The sequence below is a fragment of the Aliarcobacter sp. genome (assembly GCF_041672065.1).
GTDB classification, from domain to species: Bacteria; Campylobacterota; Campylobacteria; order Campylobacterales; family Arcobacteraceae; genus Aliarcobacter; species Aliarcobacter skirrowii.
In genome coordinates this window covers 25,777-47,424 of the sequence record NZ_JBAZAH010000004.1, presented here as the reverse complement: position 1 = coordinate 47,424, position 21,648 = coordinate 25,777, and the positions used below count along the sequence as shown (strand labels likewise).

Here is a 21,648-nt window from a genome sequence, read left to right as displayed (position 1 = left end):
AGGAAGCATTGCCAATACAAGAAGATATAAATTATTACATAGAAGAAATTAACAAGCTAGGCTTTGGAGATAAACTAAATCTTAGTGTTGCAGAAACTTCTAAAATTTTAGGAATAAGCAGAAGTCATTTACACTCTCTTATTCAAAAAAATATAGGTTTAGATTATTTAGAGTTAGGAAATAAAATTTTATTTCCTAAAAGATCAATTGCAGAATTTTTTGTCAATAAAAAGACTAAATCAAATATAAGGAGAAAAAATTGAACAAAATTATTTTAATAGGAAATCTTACAAGAGATTTAGAGTTGAAATACTCAAAAGATGGTTTGGCAATTGCCAATAGTTCATTAGCTATTAATGAATTTAGAGGAACTGAAAAAGAAAAAACCATTTTTATAGATATTTCATTTTTTGGAAAAACAGCAGAAAATGCAAACAGATACTTACATAAAGGTAGCCGTATTGCAATTGTTGGAAAATTGGATTTTCAATCTTGGGTTGCTCAAGATGGTACTAATAAAAACAAACATTCAATTATTGTTGAAGATGTTACATATTTAGACAAAAAAGAGTCTATAGATGAAGGAGAAAACAATGAATAAATATTTTCTTATTTTTGCATTTTTATTTATATTTATAGCACCAGATTTGTATGCAAATAGTGCATTATTTAGTTCGGTTAACTCAAAAGCAACTGAACTTCAAAATGGATTAAATACACTTGGAATTGTAATTATTACAATAGTTGTAATGATAGCTTCTATTGGTGCTATTATGGGAACATTTAGCAAATTTACTGCACTCAAAATTATTGCTGGTGGAATAGTTTTTGGAGCAGCTCCAGCTTTAGCAAATTGGCTATTGGCTTAAAATGAAACATGTACTTTATCCAACAGTGGTAAAGCCACAAAGTGTTGGTGGGATTCCTAGAATTGCCCTACTAGTTTTAATTATAGGAGTTACTCCACTGCTTCCTTTGATGGGGATTTTATTTAATCCTCTTTTTGGAATTTTAATAACTATTTTGTTTTTAGGAATTTTTTGGATTGTGATGAAGATTATCTCTATTCAAGATCCAGATTATATATTAATACTAATTTCAAAATTAAAACATTTGAAAGAGAGTCAAAAATATGTTGCTTAAATGGTGGAAACCCTTACCAAAAGAACAAAAAATCGAAGATATGTTACAAATTGTTGGTGTATTACCAAACGGTGACAAAGACACATTTATATTAAAAAGTGGTCATTTGGCTGTTGTTTATGAGATTTTAGGAAAAGATTATACAGGTCTTGATGATAATCAAATTATTCAACTACATAGTATTAGAAATGAAGCTTTTAAACATCTTCCTAGTAATGTAATTGCAACAATTCATAGTAAAAGAATTAGAGAAACAATTGAAGATAGCTATGCTTTTAGCGATGTAAAAGTTGCTAAAGAGATAAATGAAAAATGGAATAAAAAATTTCAACATTCATTTAAAAATAGACATTATCTTGTACTTACAACTACAAATTCAAGCATGATAAATGAACTTGCTCTTTTACATAGCAACAAAGAAGACAAAGGCTTTAGAGCAAAATCTATACTAGAAGAGACTAGTAGAGATATAAAAAATAGATTAAGAGAATATAGGGCTATTAGATTACAAGGTGATTCTTTAATATCATTCATATCAAGTTATTTAAATGGAAAAGAAGTTCATCAAAAATATTCTGATATTTTTGGAAATTTACTTGGTGGTTGTGATTTAGTTTTTGATAGAGAAAAAAATTATCACTCTTTTGATGGAAATAAACAGATATTTTCAGCTTGGATTGGAATTAAATCTTACGAAGACAATACAACTCAAAAAATGATTGATGAGCTTATGAAATTTCAATTTGAATTTTCATTATATTGTCAGTTTCAAAACTTAACAAGTGAAAAAGCTCTTTTTATTTTAGATGATAAACATAGAACTGCACAAAGCTGGTTAAGATATAGTGAAGATAATGAAATTGAATTCAATGAAATTATTCAAAGAATTCAAAATAAAGAAGTATCTTTAGCTTTTACTGGTTTTGCAATACAAGTTAAAGCTAAAAGTTTAATAGAACTAGAAGCGAATATTGAAGAGATATCAACTCTTGTTGACTTTTATGGTTTTAGAACAATAAGAGAAAAAACAAATATAGAGCCTCTATTTTGGAGTTTGACTGCTGGATTAGAGCATTTGATGGTTAGAAAAAGATATTTAACAAGTGAAAATATTTCTGATTTGGCAAATTTTTCTACAGTTGGAGAAGGATTAGAAAGATGTTCTTGGGGTAATAATTATGTTACTCAATTTCTTACAAGTTCAAATACAATCTACAGATTTTGTTTTCATAATTCAGAAAATGATAAAGCTTTAGGTCATACACTTATTTTTGGAGCATCAAATAGTGGTAAAACTACTTTGATTAATTTCTTAATGTCTCAAGCTTTAAGATTTGAAAAATTAAGAATAATCTCTTTTGATAGACTTCAAGGTCAAAAAATCTTTACTCTTACGCATGGTGGAAATTATACGACTTGTGCGACTTGTTGAATAGTGAAAAGCTATTCTGCCAATAAGGTCATTAAATATATTGGCAAACTAATTTTTCGATAAGTGGAATGATGGAGTAACGCCCTGAAACGCTTACACTGATACTACGGATAGCAAATTGTATCGCTAAATACGAAATGTTATAAGCCCGTTGAAGTCGGCTAAGAGCTACCCTAACACAAGAATTATCTTGATGAGGCAATGCGAACCAGAGGTGGTCGAGTAGTGATAGGTCGGGTGTCTATAAAATATCTATGATGAGAATGTGCATAAGCACTGACGAATTTCCGAATGTAAGGGTCTAAATATAAAATATACAGAAATGTATATACTACAAACTGTAGGGCATAAGTGGTAAAGTAAAAATGGGTTGTATGAAATACCATATAGTGTTAAAGGCACTATCAATATGCAGGCTCAAAGGAAACATCTAAGGATATATGCAAAGATAGAAAGATTGGAACAAGGAAAATTAGAGATATGGAGACTTAAGCGGTCTATGAAATATTAAGATATATAAATTCGCAAGATACTAAAATCTTTTAACTCTAATGAAAGCGAAGCCACTACCGTTATATTATACTGACTATATAATATTGAAAGAAATCTGTAATGGATTTGTTAGGAAAGGGCTTTAGTCAAAGTTTATTAAACAAATAAAACTAAATACAAATCAAAAGTTCGAGTAAGATTAAGAGAGAATTTCCTATAAGGAGTTCGATTTTGAATAATCAAAAGAATCTGAAAAGACAGAAATTAAGAAATAATGAATACTACCAAATGCAAGATATTCAAGATAGATTATATATGCAAAGTTCAAAAGGTACAAAATTCACTCATTTAATGGAAATCATTACAAGTGAAAACAATATCTTACTAGCATATAGAAATATTAAGAAAAACAGCGGTAGTAACACAAAAGGTGTAGATGGTAAAGACATTAGTCATTTGGCTAGTCTTGAACCTGAAACACTAATAAAATTAGTTCAAATCAAATTAAAAAACTACTTCCCTAACAAGGTGCGAAGAGTAGAAATACCAAAACCTGATGGGAAATTAAGACCATTGGGGATACCGACAATTATGGATAGACTAATACAACAGTGTATATTACAAGTATTAGAACCTATTTGTGAAGCTAAGTTTTACAAACATAGCTATGGTTTTCGCCCTTTAAGAAGTACAAAACACGCAATTAGTAGGGCTAATTTCCTAGCCCAAAAGAACAATCTACATTATGTTGTAGATGTTGATATAAAAGGCTTCTTTGATAATATAAATCACGGAAAACTTATTAAACAACTGTGGACTTTGGGAATAAGAGATAAAGCATTAATTACAGTAATTTCAAAAATGTTAAAAGCAGAAATCGAAAATGTGGGAATACCCGATAAAGGTACACCACAAGGTGGAATATTATCTCCGCTTTTAGCTAATGTTGTTCTAAATGAATTCGACTGGTGGATTAACTCTCAATGGGAAAGTATTCCAACCAAAAAACAATACGCTAGTTATTCAAAAGACCCAAATGGGAAAAAATATCGAGCACTAAAAACAACAAATCTAAAAGAAGTATATATCGTAAGATACGCAGACGATTTTAAACTCTTTTGCAGAAATCACCAAGATGCAGTTAAACTCTTTGAAGCCTCTAAACAGTGGTTAAGAAATAGATTACATCTTGAAGTAAGCAAAGAAAAATCAAAAATTGTAAACTTACGAAAAAACTACTCTTACTTTCTAGGTATAAAATTTAAAGTACATAGAAAGGGTAAGAAGAAAGATAAAAACACTAAGTGGGTTATAAAATCTCACATTCAAGAAAAAGCTTTGAACAAAATAAAAGAAAATGTTAGAAAACATATCAAAAATATACAAAAGCCAAAGAAAAGTATCGGGTTAGCAATAGACTTATACAACTCTTTTGTTATAGGTACTCATAATTATTATAATTGTGCAACCAACTGCAATATTGATATGAACAAACTTTCTAATCAAACACGAACTAAAATCTTTGTAAGACTAAAAAGCAGAAGAGTAAATAAATCAGATAAATTACCTGACTACATTAAAAAAGTATATGGTAAAAGTGAAATGTTAAGAATGTTAGGAGAAAAGGCAATTTTGCCACTGTCATACATTCAGCACTCAAAACTAATGAACTTTAGTCAAACCAATATCTATAATCCAATAGATAGAGATAAAATTCACAACTCTCAAAAAGTTGCAAATAACAAGATAATCAGATATTTAATTGAAAATCCTATTCAAGGACAATCAACTGAATATAATGACAATCGTATATCTCTATATATAGGACAATTAGGTAAATGTGCAGTAACTAAAGAAGAATTAGAAGTTGGAAGTATGGAATGTCATCACATTCAACCAAGAAGCAAAGGTGGGCTAGATAGTTACAAAAATTTAGTATTAATTACTAAAGAAGTACATAAACTAATACACTCAACACAATTGGAAACAACTAGCAAATATCTGAAATATATACCTACTGATAAAATTACCCTTGAAAAGCTAAATAAATTTAGAACTAAAGTTGGTAATCTTGAAATTTGTCTATAAAGATTTAATTGATTAAGTATTTAAGTATAAAGTTGAATAAACTTTGATGTAACGCCGTGTGCGGTGAAAGTCGCACGCACGGTGTGAAGCGGGGGAAAAGTTGGAGATAACATCAAATTCTTACCTATCGCTATTTTCAGATGATAATGGATTTTTAAATCCTTTCTCTCTTCCAGGTACAAGAGAGAATAAAACATTTTTAAGTAGTTTAATCTCTGATATGGCTGAACTTGAAGAGAACAATCACAATATAGATACTGCAATAGATTTAATCTACTCTAGACTTACTAAAGAGAGTGAAAGGAATTTAGACTCTGGAATAACTGCTTTTGCTCCAATGAGTGATAAAGAAGTTGCTTTGGATAAATTATTACTTCCATTTACAAAAAAAGGAAAATGGGGAAATTATCTAAATGCAAAAAAAGATAGTTTGGATTTTGAAGCAAGTAGAATTACTACTTTTGATATGGATACTTTAATTTCTGAACCAAAGCTATTAGGAATAATTCTAAACTATATTTTCTATAGAATAAAACTACTAGCTCTACCAAAAGATGGCGAAGAACCAAAACCTCACCTTATATTTGCAGATGAGTTACCTAACCTACTAGAGAGCGATATCTTTGCAAAAAGAGTAAAGGAAACTGTACTAGAGCATAGAAAACTTGATGGAGTTTTTATTGGAGCTTCTCAAACACCACAAGCACTTACAAATCATAGTATTGGAAAATCTATTTTAGGAAGTTTTGCAAACTTTATCTTTTATCCAGATCCTTTGGCTGATAGAGATACATTATCAAAAGATTTTCAACTTAATGATAATGAAATAAATTGGATTAAAAATTCTGGAGAAAATAGAAAAATACTTTTTAAACGAAACGGTGGTGAGAGTGTTATTTTAAATGTTGATTTAATTACTTTGGAGGAGCATCTTAAATGCTTTAACTCTTCTAATACTGAAAAAATTAGATTAGAAAATTTAATCAAAAGTAATCCAAATAATTGGATAAAGGAGTTTTTAAAATGAAAGCAAAAAAATTTACTACGGTTATAATTATTAGCTTTTATCTAAACACAAATCTTTTTGGTGCAGCACAAGTTGTGACAGATCCTATCTCTTATACACACTACATCGAACAAATGAAAGAATTTCAAAAACAAGTTGAGCTTATGACAAAACAAGTTGAAACTCTAGGTGGGATTAAAACAGCTACTGATGATGTAAAAAAACAGATATACACAATTAAAGAGCAATTTACAGATGCTTTTATGGGACTTATGAAGGCTGGTCAAAAACTTGGTGAATCTGTTGGTAAGGTTGGTGAAACAGTTAAACAAATTGGTTCATATAAAAAAGACTCTATTACTACAGATTCTGGCGATGGAGGTTTCTTTTATGAAGATATGGCAAAAATGATTGATGGATTTTTTGAAACAACTGGAACAATGGATGTTGCTAAATTTTTTCATTTAAATGATGAACAACTTAGAAAAAGTTTAAAAAACGACACTCAACAAATGGCTCACTACAAAATAGTAGCTGGATATGAATTTTTAGAGGAGAGCTTATCTCATACAAATAAAGTAGTAAATGACATTATGAAAACTGTTTTTAATGATAGTGAACCATCTATGATAGAGATGCAAAAAGTTACAAATATGCTTCTATATAACATGATTATAATGCAACAACAATCTATAGCTCTTCAAAATGATTTAGCCTTTGCTATGTCACTAGAAAAATATCATGGAGTTAATCATAAAGATTTCCAAAAAAGAATTAATGCTTTAAATGATGAAGATGAAACAAGAAAAGAGAAATATCTAGAAGATCAAAAAACTAAAATTGATAATGTCAACAAAATTTCAAATGAATATGACATAAATTCCATGTTTGGGTATTAAGATGTTTCAGCAATTTTATGGACAAATAGTAACAACTTTAAATGCTTTTATGGATGATAAATATCAAGCCTTTATAGAAGCATTTAAACCATTAGCTGTAGTTATTTTAACTATATATATAATCATTGTTTCTTGGATACTTCTAACTGGAAGAAGTGAAAAAGGAAAAGAGCTGTTTATTACAGTTCTTCTTGCAACTTTCATAACTGGAATTGTTTTTAGTTATGGAGTTTATAAAGGCTATATTATAGACACTATTTTAAATCAAACATTTAAACTACAAGGCTTTTTCTTAAGTTTGGATGGTAGTTTACCATCTCAAGTTTTTAATAGTATGGATAAAACTTTTGAATTACTTTTTGGAAAACTTGAAAAACTTGAAGAAGAAGCTGGTTTTTTTAGTGCTAGAGGATGGGCTTTAGCTACATGCACTATAGGATTAAAATTAACATATGGAATTTTGTATCTAGTTTTTGCGGTTCTTATAATATTCTCTACATTTGCAATATATGTATTTTTTGTAATTGGTGGAATTCCATTATTTTTTGCAATCATGCCACAAACTAGATTTATTTTTTGGGCATGGCTAAGAGCTATTATGAACTATACTCTAATACCAATCTTTACAGCTATTGTTATGGCTATAAGCTTAAAATTTTTAAGTGCAGTAGTTAATGATTTAATTGCTATGGATATAGAAAAAAATGGTGTTTGGAATATTGCTGTTGCAAATGCTTACTTTATTGGAGCATTAGCTATCTTTTTTCATTTGAAAGCACCTGAATTTGCAGCAGCTTTAACTGGTGGACAACCTTCTGGAATTGGTGGTTTTTTTACAACTGTTGCTGGAATTGGTGCTAGTACTTATGCTGTAAGTAAATTTGGAGTTTCTAAAGGATGGGCAACAGCAAAAGGAGCATATAACACACCTAAAGCAATATCTTCTACATACAATGAAGTTAAAAATGTAGGTGCAAAAGCTGCTGAAACTGCAATCAATGTAAAAAACGCATTTTCTAAATCAAGAGGAGTTTAAATATGCTTAATGAAAATCCTATTAAATCTCATACAATAAAAATACCTCTTAAATACAAACAAAATGTTAAAAAAATCAATCAAATTGCTCATAAAGCATATATTGAAGCAAAACTTACTAAAGAGATATTAAATGAGTTAGATAAAGATAGTGAAAACAGTCATATGAAAATATCTTTAAGCTACATAACAAAAGAGTATTTCAAGGATATTAAAAAAGATATTCAAAATTTAACTCTAAGAGAATTTGTTATCTGCTCTTTTTATATAGCTGAAAAACTAAATTGGAATTTTATCTGTGAAGATGAGAGTTTTTTTACAGATCAATTAAAAATGTTTAATAAAAAATAAGGAGAAAAAATGAGAAAAATTATGTTTTATATATTACTTGCTTTAGTGGTAAATGGTTGTGTTGGAAAAGATACTAATGGTCTTTTAAAAAGTCCTTGTAGAGAAGCTCCTATACAAAAAAACAATCATTCATTAGATAGTGAGAAAGATTACTATGGCGGATAAAGAAATTGAACTTATAAGTCCTGTTGCATATAAAGCAGCAATGGTTAATAATGTTCTTCTACAACGAGTAATAGTTGCCTTATTAGGTATTGTATTAATTTTAGGAATAGTGATAATTTCACTATTTCCATTAAAAGATACAAAAGTAAAGGTTGTTGAATTTGTAGATGGAACTTCTAATTTCGTAAGAGTCATAGAACCAAACCAAAATATTCAATCAGATAGTTTATTGATTAATTACTTTGTTAAAAAATATGTTGTTGATAGAGAAACATGGAATAAAGTAGATGAACAAATTCGATATGAATATATAAAGTCTGTATCAAATGAAAAAACTTGGAATGATATGATTGCAATTTTTACTCATTCAAAATCACCTTATGCAAAAAATGATTTTAAAAGAGCTATAAAAATTTTAAGAGTTAGTGAACTAAGTCATAATATACGACAAGTTGAATTTGAAACAAATGATACATATGGGGCTGGTACAACTTCTCAAAAACAGTCAAAAGGTTATTGGGTTGCAACTCTAAAAATGAGTTTTAAAACTAGAGATGTAAATTACGAAGATAAAGATTTTAATCCACTTGGATTAATAGTTGAAGAATATTCTATAGCACAAAGGAAGTAAAAAATGAAAAAAATTTTAATGATTGCACTATTACTTATACAATCTGCATATGCATTTAGAGATGAAACATCATTAAGTGATAACAATACAAATCAAGATATGTTTCCATCATCTTTAAATAGTGTTCAAAAAGCTTTTAACACATCAAATATGCACGAAAATGTAGCTGTTTATAAATATGAAGATGAGAATACTTATAAAGTTCGACTTAGAACAGCAGTTGAAACAATGTTTGTTTTACCACCTGGTGAAAAAATAATTAGCTACTCTTTAGGAGATAGTTTAGTTTTTAAATATAAACCAATTATTGTAAAAAACTATCAAACTGAAAATTTATTTACAGTTCGACCTCAAACAGCTGGAGCTGATACAAATTTAATTGTTGTTGGTGCTAGTGGAAAAATTTATAAGTTCTACCTAAGAGCTGACAATCACGATAGTCCATTTTTACCAATATTTACAATCTATATAAGCAAAGATGGGAAAATACCATCTCCTAAACCACTTAAAACTGATTTTGAAAGTTTAGAAATATCTAGTGAAAATAAAAAAGAGTTATCTCATTTTTTAAGTAATAAAGTAGAAATGCAAAATGCAAATTTTGGATATATCTCATTAAATGGAAGTGATGATATAAAGCCTGATACAGTTTTTGATGATGGTAAATTCACATATTTCTATTTTAAATCACAAAATGGAAAAATTAAAAATCTACCAGTTGTATATAGAGTAGTTGATGATTATGATACTCCTGTAAATTCTAGAATAGAAGGAGATTTTATAATTGCTGAAACATTATCAAAAAGATGGACTTTAAGAAGTGGAACAGCTCATCACTGTATAAAAAGAGAAGATTAAAATGAAATCTAAAATTAGAAATTTCAATAAAAACTCTTTAGATAAAAAGAAATTAATCTTAATTGCAATAGTTGTTTTAGCTTCTATTGCAATAATTGCATTTATAATCAAATTAGCTTTTTTTAATAAAGTAATAGAAGATGATTTAAATGTTTACAGTGAAATAGATCCATCTTTTTTTAGTCAAATAGAAGAGCCTCCACTTCCTCCTAAAGTTGAAAAACCTAAGCCAGTTAAAAAGGTGGTGAAAAAAGCTCCACCTCCTCCACCACCTCCTCCAAGAGATGTATTTGTTCAAAATCAAATTATCTCTAATCCAAACCAAGAACTAATTGATAAAATCAATAAGCAAAGGTTTAAAAGTGGTAAAACTATGGCTTTAACACAAAATGAAAAAGGTTATGGATTTACACGAATGGAAGGTCACTATAAAATTGATACAGATAAAGCTAGTGAGAGTGTATATCTAAATAGAGTTATTACAGCTGATAGAATGATACCAGCTCTTTTAATAAATGAACTTGTTTCTGATATTGAAGGTAAATTAACAGCACAAATTGAAGATGATATTTACGGATTCCATGGTAGAGATATTTTAATTCCAAAAGGTTCAAAAGCAGTTGGAAGATATTTACCTCTTCAAAGAATAGGAGATGAGAGATTAATAGCTACATGGGATAGAATAATTACTCCTGAAGGAGTAAATATTAATTTAAAAGATTCACAATTGGCTGATACAATGGGAAGGAGTGGTGGTTATGGAGAGATTGATAGAAGGCTTTCAGAAAGATATGGTCTATCAATTTTACTATCAACTATTAATGCAGCTGTTGGGTATGCAATTAGTAAACAATCAAGTGATCCAAATCAAGCTTACACTGCAACTACTTATACTAATGGTATTGCTGAAGTTTCTGGACAAATTTTAAAGGAGCAATTAAATGTAAAACCTAGAATAACAATGAGAGCTGGAACTAGAATTTTTATAAATCCAGTTCATGACATATATTTTCCTATGAATTCAAGTGGTACGGTCTTGCCAAGTCCATATTACAACGAAAAAGGAGATAGAAAATGAAAAAAATTATTGTACTAATTTTTTTAGTTTTTGTTTTTGCAAATGCAAACAATAATATTATACAACTTAGATTAATTGATAGTGTTTCTATTAATAAATCAAAAGTTGCTAGAGCAAATTTTGTTTCTTTAGGAAGCAATGCTAGTGCTGAATTTAGAAGAGCAATTTTTCAAGGAAATATTAATTATGAAAAACTAAGTAATGGTGAAACTAGAACAACTATAGTATGGTCAACTGTAAGAGATGGTCAAAAAAGTGCAAATGTACCTCCATTTTTAACAAAAGTATCATCAAGAGCAACTTCTATTGCTGGAGGTACTGTTGTAAAAGCTGTTGGAAACACTGAAGAGCTTACAAATGCAATTAGAAATATGGATAATGATAGCTCTTTTAGTGATACAGTTAAAGATTTAACAAGTGGTAATGAAGAAAACTTAGCTGATGGTGGTTTTGGTAATAATTCTGCTAATAGCTCTGAATCAAATGACTCTAGCTCTAGTGGAAACTCATCTAGTGGATGGGGTGGTGGAAGCTCTGGAGGTGGTTCTTCTAGTGGTGGAAGCGGTAGCTCTGGAAGTGGTTCAAGTGGAGGAGGTAATACAACTCCACCTGTAGTTATTCCAGATAGTGGAAACAATGGTGGTTCTAATAGTGGGGGTGGTTCAAGTGGTGGTTCTAATAATGATAGTTCAACAAGATATAGTAAATGTCCACCAATAATAGAAAATGGAATATATACAGTTACTGAATATATTGATGGTTCTTGTGTACCTACAAATATGTCAAGTAGCATATATACAACTGCTCAAGGTTGCCCTCAAGAATTAGATTTTGATAAAAATATTGCAAGAATAAGTACTAGAACTTATGCTATGCCTATGGGAGTAGAAATTTTAGTTACTCCTTGTCAAAAAACTGATAAAACTGCCAATTTGGTTGAAACTCATAATGGTTGCGAATGGAAAGCAAATCTTGATAATGAAACTGCCAACTTACAGAAAAGATATTTTTTTCACTACAACAGTGAACCTGTATATGTAACACAGTGTGTAAACAGTAATAAAACTGCTCCTATAGAGCAATTTAAAGGTGATTTAGGTTGCCAACCTATTATTGACTGGACTGGTGGAACTTATCAAGAAACTGCTAGTGAAAATGGACTTTGTCGTCCTTTCAAAGATATGCAAAAAATCTATTATGATGAAGAGCAATGTCAACCTTTTGTTGATTTTGAAAAAGGTTATGTAACTATTGCAACAATACCTTATGTAAATCAAGAAACTGGTAGAAAATATATTGGAGCTTGTCAAAAAACAAATAAAACAGAAAGTATAAAATGGACAAATGAAACTTGTTCTAATGTTATTGATAGAAAAAGAAAAATTGGTATAGAACAACATAGAGCATTTTACACTCAAAACGGTCAAAAAAAATGGTTAAATGAGTGTGGAAACAGTGAAAATACTTTTGAATTACTTTTATACAAAGAATATGATCAAGCTTGTAAAAATAAAATTGATTATGTAAATAAAGAAGTATATGAAAACTATAGAACCCTAACTAGGCTAGATGATAAAGTGATTGAAGTTGAAGGATGTAAATATGAAGATGAAAGACAAGAGCTAAAATCTACTTATGAAGGGTGTAAAAAAAGACACGATTTTCAAAATAAAAAATCTTATGAACAAGAAAGATTTTATTTTATGAAAGATGGAGATAGACAATATGTAAGTGAATGTAGAGATAGTAATATTGTTTATAATCACTACAACACAAGAGCAACTTGTGATATAGTTAATTCTGTTGGAAAAGTAATTGTTTTTGAGAGAAATGCAATCAATTTATATGATGACACTATAGAATATATTAGTGAATGCCGTCCAATTAGTGATGAAATAAAAGTAGAGCAAGAGTTCGTTGGCTATGAACATGATTTTAATCATGGACAATCTTATAGACTTGTAAGAGATTATTATATAGACCCAGTTACTCACGATAGAAAATATCTAACAAACGCCATAAGAGATAATAAAAATTTTCCACACATAAAAGAAGCTGGAAATTGGGAACACAATGATGAGTTAAAACATTCAGTTAGAAAATTAAGAATATCATTTATTGATACAGTTATAAATGAAAAGATATATCCAAATGGAGAAGATTTCTTTTATAGTGAACCAGTTGCTTATTCTGTTACTTTTGTAGGAGAGAGAGCGGGTAACGGATTTACAACGAGTGCGGGTGAAATAACTTCTTCTAATGGAGTTTTTTATTATAAAAACAACTTGCTAGATACTAGCTTAAAAACGCCACTTGCTAATGGACAAGGAACATCAAGTGGTTGTTATGTTGATCTTATGGACATGGGAGAAAGTGTAACTTTTAAAGGTATTTCAGGTAGTGGTGCTTATGGATTAGGCTGTGGATTTAGTGGTAATTATTATTTTAATTTTTCTTATTGGAGTTGGTATTATACTGGAAATGTACAATTAGTTACAAATGTTTCTGAATATCTGCGAATTGATGGAACAAAACTTACTATCACTCATTCAACAAGATATAGAGCAGTGCCGTGATGAAAACTCATATTTTAATGCAAAGAACTCTAGAACCACTAGAAAAATATTTAAATACAAAAGGGCTTGTTGAAGTAATCATCAACAAGCCTGGAGAGATTATATTAGAAACAAAAAATGGATTTAAATATATTCAAGACAACTCTTTAACTCTTGAATATTTAGAAGGTTTTGCTCAACAATTAGCAACAACTGTAAACCAAAAATTTGGAGAATATCATCCTATATTATCTTGTACTCTACCAATATATAACTATAGAACTCAAATTATGGGTAAAAGTGTTGTAGATACAAATTTTGCTATGGCTATAAGATGTGCTAGTGCAAATATATACCCTCTTGAAACTTGGTTTGATGAAAAAGAGATAAGTATTTTAAAAAATGCAATATTAACTAAAAAAAATATCTTAATTGCTGGAGGAACTTCTAGTGGTAAAACTACTTTTTTAAACTCTATATTATCATTAGTACCACATGAAGAAAGAATTTTAACTATTGAAGATGCTAAAGAGCTTGAACTTCCACAACCAAATGTAACAAGGTTATTAAAAAGTAAAATGGGAACAGACATAGCAAAAACAACTTATGCTCATTTAATAAATAGTGCAGTTAGATTAAGACCTGATAGAATTATTTTAGGTGAGCTAGACATTGACAACACTTTACCTTTTCTAAGAGTTTTAAATACTGGACATGGAGGAAGTATGGCTACACTTCATGCAGATAGTGTAGATAAATCAATTGAAGCACTAATTATGAATATTTCATTAGCTGGAGCTGGAGGAAATGAAAGAGCTATAGAGAAATATATCTTAAATGCTCTTGATATTATTGTTCATCTAAAAAGAATAGATAGAGTTACATATAAAGCAACTTTAAAGGAGTTAAATTAATATGAAAATATTATTATCAATCATAGCAATAATGTTTTTGATGATTGCCATATTATTTTTTGGATTATATCATCAATTTGGAAGTATAAACAATATTCCAAATTTTGAAACAATACTATATCTTTTAAAATCACAACATCCAAAATATCCAGACTCTATTATGATATTAACTGTATATATTATTGCAACTATATTTTTACCTATACTATTTATTGTTAGTTTATTTAAATATAAACATAATAATGAATATGGATATGCAAGATATGCAACTTTTGATGATATAAAAAAATTCAAATTAAATTCAAAAAGTGGAATAATACTAGGTCAAAGAGGAACTAGACTTTTAAGAAGTCAAGAGCCTCTAAGTACACTTTGTGTTGCTCCTCCAGGAACTGGAAAATCTGCTGGTTTTACTATTCCAAATGCTTTAGCTTATGAGCAATCATTATTTGTTCTTGATATAAAAGGTGAGATTAGTGAAAAAACAGCTGCTTATAGAAGTAACTTTTCAAAAATAATTATTTTTGATCCAGCAAATAAAGAAAATAAAACTGGTTTTAATCCATTTGATAAGAGCATTATAAAAAACTTTGATCAAAATGAAATAAATCAACATGTTCTTCAAATTGCTGAATTGATTTTTCAAAATAGCAAAGTTTCAAATTCAGATATGAGCCATTGGTATTTAGAATCTAAAAATCTATTTGTTTTCATAGCTATTTATTTGATATTTATTTCACAAAAAAGCAATACTTTAATCTCTATTCCAGGAATAAGAAGCTTTGCTCTTTCTAGTCAAAATTTAAAAGAACATATTTTTGAAATTTTGGAAGAGAATCAAGATTTACCACAACTTGCAAGAGAATTAGGAAATGCTTTAATTCAAAAAGCAGAAAAAGAGTTTTCTGGTCTTTTTTCAACTTTTCAAACAAAACTACTTGTTTTCCAAGATGATTATGTAGCTAAATCTTTCTCTTTTAATTCATTTACTCCAGAACAATTTAGAGAAGAAAATATATCTTTTTATCTTAAAATTAAAGATATAGATGCTGAAAGATTAGCACCTCTTGTTAGACTAACTCTAGATTTTATTGTAAAAAGTTTGCTTAAAAAAGAAAAAGAAAAAAATGATTTAAATATACTTTTTTTATTAGATGAATTTCCTAGATTTGGAAGTATTCCAATATTATTAAAACTTCCAGCTATTGGAAGAAGTTATGGTTTACTAGCTATGTTTTTCTTTCAATCAAATGGACAAATAGCTGAAATATATCAAAGGCATGGAATGGAAGAACTAGATGCTACAACAGCTTATAAAATCATTTTAACACAAAATGAAGCTCAAACTGCAAAATCATTTTCTGATAGCATAGGAAACACAACTAGATTAATTAAAAAAGGTACAAGTAAAAGTAAAAATAATGATTTCTTTAGTTCTAATAGTGGTTCAAGCTCATCAAATGAAAATTTAGAAGGAGTTCCTCTTATAAGAACTGATGAACTATTATCTTTACCTTTTGGTGAAATAATAGTATTAGTGCAAGGTTTTAGAAATATACCTATAAAAGCTAAAACACCGTTTTGGTTTAAAAATCCACAAATGCTTGAAGCTGTAGAAAAGATATAATAGTAAAAAATATTGACAACTATTTTTAATTCTTGTATAATTTCACCGTTAAGAGAATGTAAAAATAACTTAAGTGGGCTGATAATCCACGAAGTCGTGTAAAGGTAGAGCTTTTTAGCTTTACCTTTTTTTTTGCGGGTAGTGTAGCAATTTAAAGGGTGGGAGCGACTTTAAAAGGGGTTACCTTGCATTCTCTTATAGTGGTAATAGTTTTAATATGTATAGTATTTATTACTAAAGCATATTAATAAAAAGGATAGGACTTATCACCCTATCCTGTTACCACTACTTATAAAATCAATTTTTCCTCTTTTTTAGTAGCTTATCTAAAGTTTTAATAATCTCATTATTTTGTTTTATAAGATATTTTACTTCTGGAATTAAATTCTCTCTATTTAATAAATCTCTTTCTATCCATTTGCTTGGGTGTTCTCCACTATTATAAGCTTTTAGCGTTTGATTAATATTTGAAGTTAAATTTGCAACTGCTTGTCTAGTTCTTGCTGTATCTAATCTTATTTTACTTAGCTCATCAATTTCAATTTTATAATCTTCAGATAAACTAGATTTTAATCTCTCTCTTGCAAAAGAAGATAAATTTTCATAGCCCTCTTCTAAAGCCTTTTTTGTAAATAATATTTTATCTTCTTGAGTTACATTAAATTTTACATAATCATTCTTATTGTCTTTTAAATTTGATTCAAGCTTTATTGAATTTAACTGACTTCTATAATTTTCTGAAAAATCTTTTTTCATTCTAGCTCTAAAAAATTCTGAGAATGTTTTATAGCCCTCTTTTTTTGCAATTTTTAAATATTCATTTTTTTCTTCTTCATTATCTAATCTTATTTCAATTCTAGTTTTTTTCATTATTTACCCTTTGATGAATTATATCATTTTAAAAATAAAAAACCGTACAAAAAGAACTAGAAGACAGTATCCTGCCTCTCTTCTTTTCTTTCTTTTTTTTACAAATTGACAAATTTGGAAAAAAAACGGCTCTTTTTCTGGTTGCTGTATCTTTTTTGACGGTTGCTCCTCTTTTTTTTGTGGTTGTTGGTGTTTATTATATGGTTGCTATCTCTTTTTTTATGGTTGCTGTAGTTTTAAGGTTTATATAGTAAAAATAAATTATAAAGTACGATATAAATTAAACATCTTATGTTTAGAAATTTTATATAATATAAAAAATAGAAGGTATGAGAATAATATTAATATGAATAATACTACTAGTTTTATTTTTTTTGGCATAAAATACAAATAAGTTTGCCTTTTAAAATACTTCTACAATAATTGATTTCTGAAGTTGTTAATACTTTTCTACATATTACACAATGCAAATTATAACTATTCAATATATCTCCTTTATTAAAAAACAATCATAATATAAATTTTAGGAACTGTACCCTAAACTGTACACAATATAATATTTTAAGTACTTTAATTTTTTATTATTACTTATAAATAACGATAATATAGGCTTTAGTGTATGGCGACCCCAGCATGATTCGAACACGCGTCATTAGGAGGAAATCCTAAGGTCCTTGGCCACTAGACGACAGGGTCATAAAAAGAATGTTGATTATATTTTAGTTTCCGTTTTAGTTTGCTTAAAAACTATAAGTTTATATGCTTTATCTAATCTTTTTTAATCTACTTTTTGATAATTTATAAATTTTTGAAGCATTTGTTTCAAAAAAACCAATTTTATTTATAACTTCAACATCTGCATACTCTTTTGCATATTTATAATCAAAACTCTGCTTTGTTTTATTTGCTGAAGTAGATGATAAAGTTTTAAATTTTTTTATAAAATCATAAAAAGAGGATTCGCAACTAACAACTCTAAAAGATTTTAAATTTGGATAGATAAATGTTGTCTTAGAACTATTTCTAACAATTTTTCTATGATTTTTAGGAACTCTTGTAAACTCTTTTAATCTCTCAAAACTATCAAGAGTTTTTAATATTTTTTGATTTTTATCTCTATTTTTTATTACATTTAACCTCTCATCATCAAGTGATGAGAAGCCAACTGTAGTATCTGTTTGAACTAGATATAATAACCTTGAGTCCATTTTTAGTAGTTTAAAAACTCTTGAATAGATTTTGGAGTTGAAACATCTTTTGTTTTTAACTCTTTAATTGCATCAGTTGCAGCATTTGCAGCAGCTACTGTTGTAAAATATGGAACATTCATTCTTAAAACTGCTCTTCTAATCTCTTTTCCATCATCTTTAGAAGACTCTTGCTCACCACTTGTATTTATAGCCATCGCAATATCACCATTTGTCAATAAATCTGTGATATTTGGTCTTCCTTCACTTACCTTTAATACCTTTTCACAAGCAATTCCAGCTTCAGATATAATTTTTTCAGTTCCACCAGTTGCACATATTGTAAATCCACTATCAACTAAACTACTTGCAATTTTACTTGCAAACTCTTTATCTAAATCGCATAGTGAAATAAACACTTTTCCACTTTTTGGAAGTGAGTTTTTAGCAGCATTTTGAGATTTTGCAAATGCCATCGCAAAATTATCAGCAATACCCATAACTTCACCTGTAGATTTCATTTCAGGACTTAGAAGTAAATCAGCACCTGTTAGTTTATTAAATGGAAAAACTGACTCTTTAACAGCTACATGATCTTTTAATTTTGGTTTTAAAACTTTGTTATCTTCATATACAATCTCTCTATCATAAACTTTAAGAGCATCTCTTAAACTCTCTCCCCACATAACTCTAGTTGCAACTTTTGCAAGAGGAATTCCAGTTGCTTTACTTACAAATGGAACTGTTCTAGATGCTCTTGGATTTACTTCAATTAAATAGATTTGTCCTTTATGAATTGCATATTGAGTATTCATCAAACCAACAACTCCAAGACCTAAAGCCATCTCTTTAGTTTTTGATTCTAATTGTTTAATTAAATCATCACTTATAGAGATTGGAGGAAGTGAACAAGCACTATCACCTGAGTGAATACCAGCTTCTTCGATATGTTGCATAATTCCACCAATATAAACCTCTTTACCATCACTAATACAATCAACATCAAGCTCAATTGCTCTATCTAAAAATTTGTCAATTAAAACAGGAGCATCATTTGAAACTGAAACTGCCTCATCCATATACTGTTTTAGCTCATCCGTAGAGTAAACAATTTTCATTCCTCTTCCACCAAGAACAAATGATGGTCTAACTAACACAGGATATCCAATTTTTTCAGCTATTTGTATAGCTTCATCAATTTTTACAGCTGTTCCATTTTCTGGTTGTAAAAGACCAATTTTTTCAACAAATGCAGAGAATTTTTTTCTATCTTCAGCTAAATCAATTACATCAGCTGTTGTTCCAATAATTTTTGCTCCAGCTTTTGTTAAAGCTTGTGCAAGTTTAAGTGGAGTTTGTCCACCAAAATGAACAATTACACCATCTGGTTGCTCTTTTTCAACTACACTTCTAACATGTTCAAAATCAATTGGTTCAAAGTATAAAACATCTGATGTATCATAATCTGTACTTACAGTTTCAGGATTACAGTTGTACATAATTGTTTTTACACCCATTTCAGCTAATGCAAAACTTGCGTGTACACAACAATAATCAAACTCAATTCCTTGACCAATTCTATTTGGTCCTCCACCAATAATCATAACTTTTTTATCTTTTGATTTTATAGCATCTTTTTTAGGTAGTTTTGTAATATTTGTTGTTGAGTATAGATATTGATTTAGAGCTTTAAACTCTCCTGCGCAAGTATCAACTTCATTGTATTCGAAATCTATATCAAATTTTTTTCTAGCTTGATAAACATCTTCTTCAGTTTTTCCAATTAAAGAGGCAATAAATTTATCACTCATTCCATTTGATTTTGCTCTTCTTAGAAGCTCTTCACTGTTTAAAATATCTGAACTTGCTATCTCTTTTTCTAAATTATAAAGTTCTCTAAATTTAGCTAAGAACCAAGGGTCTATTTTTGATAACTCAAATATATCCTCATTTGTTAAACCTTGTCTCATACCATCCATTAGATATAAAAGTCTTTTATCGTTTGGTCTTCTAATCTCTTTTTTGATTAACTCTAAATCTGTTGTAATAGTATCAAAACCACAAAGTCCAGTTTCAAGTGAACACATAGCTTTTTGAATTGATTCATTGAATGTTCTTCCAATAGCCATAACCTCTCCAACACTCTTCATAGAAGTTGTTAAAGTTGAGTTTGCTTTTGGGAATTTTTCAAATGTAAATCTTGGAACTTTTGTAACGATATAATCAACTGAAGGCTCAAAACAAGCTAGTGTTCCTGTCATATCATTTTCAATCTCATCAAGTGTAAATCCAACTGCTAAAAGTGTTGATACTTTTGCTATTGGATAACCTGTTGCTTTTGATGCAAGTGCAGAACTTCTAGAAACTCTTGGATTCATCTCAATTACAAGCATTCTTCCTGTTTTTGGACACATAGAGAATTGAACATTTGATCCACCACTATTTACTCCAACTTCTCTTAGAATTGCAAAAGATGCTTCTCTCATTTTTGCATACTCTTTATCTGTAAGTGTAAGCGCAGGTGCAATAGTTATACTATCTCCTGTATGAACTCCCATAGGATCAAGATTTTCAATAGAACAAACAACTATACAGTTATCATTTGTATCTCTGATAATCTCCATCTCATACTCTTTCCAACCTAAAACCGATTCTAAAATCTCAATCTCATTGATTGGTGAAGCATCAAGTCCAGCTTGAGCTAAAACTTTAAACTCTTCCATATTATAAGCAACTCCACTTCCAGCACCTGCAAGTGTAAATGAAGCTCTTGAAATAACAGGGAAACCAATATCTTTAGCTAATCTCATAGCCTCTTCAAGATTATAAGCATTTTCACTTCTTGGTAAATCAAGACCTATTTTTTTCATAGATTCAGTAAAAAGATGTCTATCTTCACCTTTTTTAATTGCTTCTGGATGAACTCCTAAGAATTGTATACCTTCAAGTAATCCTTTTGAATACATAGATGTAGCAACATTTAATGCTGTTTGACCTCCCATTGTAGGTAAAATAGCATCAATTTTCTCTTTTTTAATGATATTTAAAACAACCTCTTCTGTGATTGGCTCAATATAAGTCTTATCAGCAAACTCTGGGTCTGTCATTATTGTTGCTGGATTTGAGTTTACCAAAACAACTCTATATCCTAACTCTTTTAGAGTCTTTGTCGCTTGTGTTCCAGAGTAATCAAACTCGCACGCCTGTCCTATAACAATTGGTCCTGAACCAATTAACAAAATATTTTTTATATCTTCTCTTTTTGGCATACTTTATCCTTTCGCTGATTTAAAATTTGGCAAGTTTATCCAAAAAGT

Annotated in this window: 20 protein-coding genes and 1 tRNA gene; 17 read left to right on the top strand and 4 right to left on the bottom strand. The window is 29.1% G+C overall.

Features of this window, described 5'->3' with window-relative positions; translation table 11 throughout:
• The first annotated feature begins 8 nt into the window (after positions 1-8).
• The 17 genes from WC168_RS01330 (at position 9) to WC168_RS01250 (ending at position 16,274) form a co-directional block, all read left to right on the top strand.
• Positions 9-263, top strand: coding sequence for a helix-turn-helix domain-containing protein (locus WC168_RS01330; protein ID WP_109065738.1), 255 nt, complete (start codon positions 9-11; stop codon positions 261-263).
• Positions 260-601, top strand: coding sequence for a single-stranded DNA-binding protein (gene ssb / locus WC168_RS01325; protein ID WP_164966588.1), 342 nt, complete (start codon positions 260-262; stop codon positions 599-601). Before WC168_RS01330 ends, ssb begins: the two co-directional genes overlap by 4 nt.
• Entirely contained in the window at positions 594-869 is a 276-nt protein-coding gene (locus WC168_RS01320; protein ID WP_164966589.1) for a TrbC/VirB2 family protein, read from the top strand. The genes ssb and WC168_RS01320 overlap by 8 nt, the downstream gene beginning before the upstream one ends.
• Position 870: 1 nt before the next feature.
• Entirely contained in the window at positions 871-1,143 is a 273-nt protein-coding gene (locus WC168_RS01315; RefSeq protein ID WP_115588270.1) for a hypothetical protein, read from the top strand.
• On the top strand, positions 1,133-2,575 hold the full coding sequence (locus WC168_RS01310) for a hypothetical protein (protein WP_372617095.1): 1,443 nt from the start codon (positions 1,133-1,135) through the stop codon (positions 2,573-2,575). Before WC168_RS01315 ends, WC168_RS01310 begins: the two co-directional genes overlap by 11 nt.
• A 780-nt stretch (positions 2,576-3,355) precedes the next feature.
• Complete coding sequence (gene ltrA / locus WC168_RS01305) at positions 3,356-5,155, top strand: group II intron reverse transcriptase/maturase (protein WP_372617127.1); 1,800 nt, start codon at positions 3,356-3,358, stop codon at positions 5,153-5,155.
• Between the two features lie 100 nt (positions 5,156-5,255).
• Complete coding sequence (locus WC168_RS01300; RefSeq protein WP_372617093.1) at positions 5,256-6,182, top strand: hypothetical protein; 927 nt, start codon at positions 5,256-5,258, stop codon at positions 6,180-6,182.
• Complete coding sequence (locus WC168_RS01295; protein WP_372617091.1) at positions 6,179-7,060, top strand: hypothetical protein; 882 nt, start codon at positions 6,179-6,181, stop codon at positions 7,058-7,060. The genes WC168_RS01300 and WC168_RS01295 overlap by 4 nt, the downstream gene beginning before the upstream one ends.
• Before the next feature lies 1 nt (position 7,061).
• Positions 7,062-8,096 carry a type IV secretion system protein gene (locus tag WC168_RS01290; RefSeq protein WP_372617089.1) on the top strand — a complete coding sequence of 345 codons (1,035 nt, stop codon included), beginning with the start codon at positions 7,062-7,064 and terminating at the stop codon, positions 8,094-8,096.
• Between the two features lie 2 nt (positions 8,097-8,098).
• A complete protein-coding gene (locus tag WC168_RS01285) occupies positions 8,099-8,446 on the top strand; it encodes a hypothetical protein (protein ID WP_066351708.1) in 348 nt (115 codons plus the stop codon).
• A 9-nt stretch (positions 8,447-8,455) separates the two neighbouring features.
• Positions 8,456-8,611: a hypothetical protein gene (locus tag WC168_RS01280; RefSeq protein ID WP_372617087.1), complete on the top strand. Its 156-nt coding sequence runs from the start codon at positions 8,456-8,458 to the stop codon at positions 8,609-8,611.
• Positions 8,601-9,242: a type IV secretion system protein gene (locus WC168_RS01275; protein ID WP_066351715.1), complete on the top strand. Its 642-nt coding sequence runs from the start codon at positions 8,601-8,603 to the stop codon at positions 9,240-9,242. The genes WC168_RS01280 and WC168_RS01275 overlap by 11 nt, the downstream gene beginning before the upstream one ends.
• A gap of 3 nt (positions 9,243-9,245) precedes the next feature.
• Positions 9,246-10,100 (top strand): TrbG/VirB9 family P-type conjugative transfer protein, encoded by an 855-nt coding sequence (locus WC168_RS01270; protein WP_115588265.1) that lies wholly within the window; start codon positions 9,246-9,248, stop codon positions 10,098-10,100.
• 1 nt (position 10,101) lies between these two features.
• Positions 10,102-11,178, top strand: coding sequence for a TrbI/VirB10 family protein (locus WC168_RS01265; protein ID WP_372617085.1), 1,077 nt, complete (start codon positions 10,102-10,104; stop codon positions 11,176-11,178).
• Positions 11,175-13,754 (top strand): hypothetical protein, encoded by a 2,580-nt coding sequence (locus tag WC168_RS01260; RefSeq protein ID WP_372617083.1) that lies wholly within the window; start codon positions 11,175-11,177, stop codon positions 13,752-13,754. Before WC168_RS01265 ends, WC168_RS01260 begins: the two co-directional genes overlap by 4 nt.
• Positions 13,754-14,647, top strand: a complete 894-nt coding sequence (locus WC168_RS01255) for an ATPase, T2SS/T4P/T4SS family (protein ID WP_129106531.1) — start codon at positions 13,754-13,756, stop codon at positions 14,645-14,647. Before WC168_RS01260 ends, WC168_RS01255 begins: the two co-directional genes overlap by 1 nt.
• A 1-nt stretch (position 14,648) precedes the next feature.
• Positions 14,649-16,274, top strand: coding sequence for a type IV secretory system conjugative DNA transfer family protein (locus WC168_RS01250; RefSeq protein WP_372617081.1), 1,626 nt, complete (start codon positions 14,649-14,651; stop codon positions 16,272-16,274).
• Between the two features lie 297 nt (positions 16,275-16,571).
• Here the strand turns inward: WC168_RS01250 and WC168_RS01245 are convergent, their stop codons facing one another.
• The 4 genes from WC168_RS01245 to carB form a co-directional block, all read right to left on the bottom strand.
• Positions 16,572-17,144, bottom strand: a complete 573-nt coding sequence (locus WC168_RS01245; RefSeq protein WP_372617079.1) for a hypothetical protein — start codon at positions 17,142-17,144, stop codon at positions 16,572-16,574.
• A gap of 620 nt (positions 17,145-17,764) precedes the next feature.
• Positions 17,765-17,840 (bottom strand) — tRNA-Glu (locus tag WC168_RS01240).
• Between the two features lie 68 nt (positions 17,841-17,908).
• Entirely contained in the window at positions 17,909-18,352 is a 444-nt protein-coding gene (locus tag WC168_RS01235; RefSeq protein WP_372617077.1) for a Sua5 YciO YrdC YwlC family protein, read from the bottom strand.
• Positions 18,353-18,354: 2 nt separating this feature from the next.
• On the bottom strand, positions 18,355-21,600 hold the full coding sequence (gene carB / locus WC168_RS01230) for a carbamoyl-phosphate synthase large subunit (protein ID WP_372617075.1): 3,246 nt from the start codon (positions 21,598-21,600) through the stop codon (positions 18,355-18,357).
• Positions 21,601-21,648: the final 48 nt, after the last annotated feature.

Excerpts from the sequence above, each read along its gene's own strand:
- WC168_RS01320 (WP_164966589.1), top strand. The coding sequence starts at position 594 with ATGAATAAATATTTTCTTATTTTTGCATTTTTATTTATATTTATAGCA.
- WC168_RS01315 (WP_115588270.1), top strand. The coding sequence starts at position 871 with ATGAAACATGTACTTTATCCAACAGTGGTAAAGCCACAAAGTGTTGGT.
- WC168_RS01310 (WP_372617095.1), top strand. The coding sequence starts at position 1,133 with ATGTTGCTTAAATGGTGGAAACCCTTACCAAAAGAACAAAAAATCGAA.
- ltrA (WP_372617127.1), top strand. The coding sequence starts at position 3,356 with ATGCAAGATATTCAAGATAGATTATATATGCAAAGTTCAAAAGGTACA.
- WC168_RS01295 (WP_372617091.1), top strand. The coding sequence starts at position 6,179 with ATGAAAGCAAAAAAATTTACTACGGTTATAATTATTAGCTTTTATCTA.
- WC168_RS01290 (WP_372617089.1), top strand. The coding sequence starts at position 7,062 with ATGTTTCAGCAATTTTATGGACAAATAGTAACAACTTTAAATGCTTTT.
- WC168_RS01285 (WP_066351708.1), top strand. The coding sequence starts at position 8,099 with ATGCTTAATGAAAATCCTATTAAATCTCATACAATAAAAATACCTCTT.
- WC168_RS01280 (WP_372617087.1), top strand. The coding sequence starts at position 8,456 with ATGAGAAAAATTATGTTTTATATATTACTTGCTTTAGTGGTAAATGGT.
- WC168_RS01275 (WP_066351715.1), top strand. The coding sequence starts at position 8,601 with ATGGCGGATAAAGAAATTGAACTTATAAGTCCTGTTGCATATAAAGCA.
- WC168_RS01270 (WP_115588265.1), top strand. The coding sequence starts at position 9,246 with ATGAAAAAAATTTTAATGATTGCACTATTACTTATACAATCTGCATAT.
- WC168_RS01265 (WP_372617085.1), top strand. The coding sequence starts at position 10,102 with ATGAAATCTAAAATTAGAAATTTCAATAAAAACTCTTTAGATAAAAAG.
- WC168_RS01260 (WP_372617083.1), top strand. The coding sequence starts at position 11,175 with ATGAAAAAAATTATTGTACTAATTTTTTTAGTTTTTGTTTTTGCAAAT.
- WC168_RS01255 (WP_129106531.1), top strand. The coding sequence starts at position 13,754 with ATGAAAACTCATATTTTAATGCAAAGAACTCTAGAACCACTAGAAAAA.
- WC168_RS01250 (WP_372617081.1), top strand. The coding sequence starts at position 14,649 with ATGAAAATATTATTATCAATCATAGCAATAATGTTTTTGATGATTGCC.
- WC168_RS01245 (WP_372617079.1), bottom strand. The coding sequence starts at position 17,144 with ATGAAAAAAACTAGAATTGAAATAAGATTAGATAATGAAGAAGAAAAA.
- WC168_RS01235 (WP_372617077.1), bottom strand. The coding sequence starts at position 18,352 with ATGGACTCAAGGTTATTATATCTAGTTCAAACAGATACTACAGTTGGC.
- carB (WP_372617075.1), bottom strand. The coding sequence starts at position 21,600 with ATGCCAAAAAGAGAAGATATAAAAAATATTTTGTTAATTGGTTCAGGA.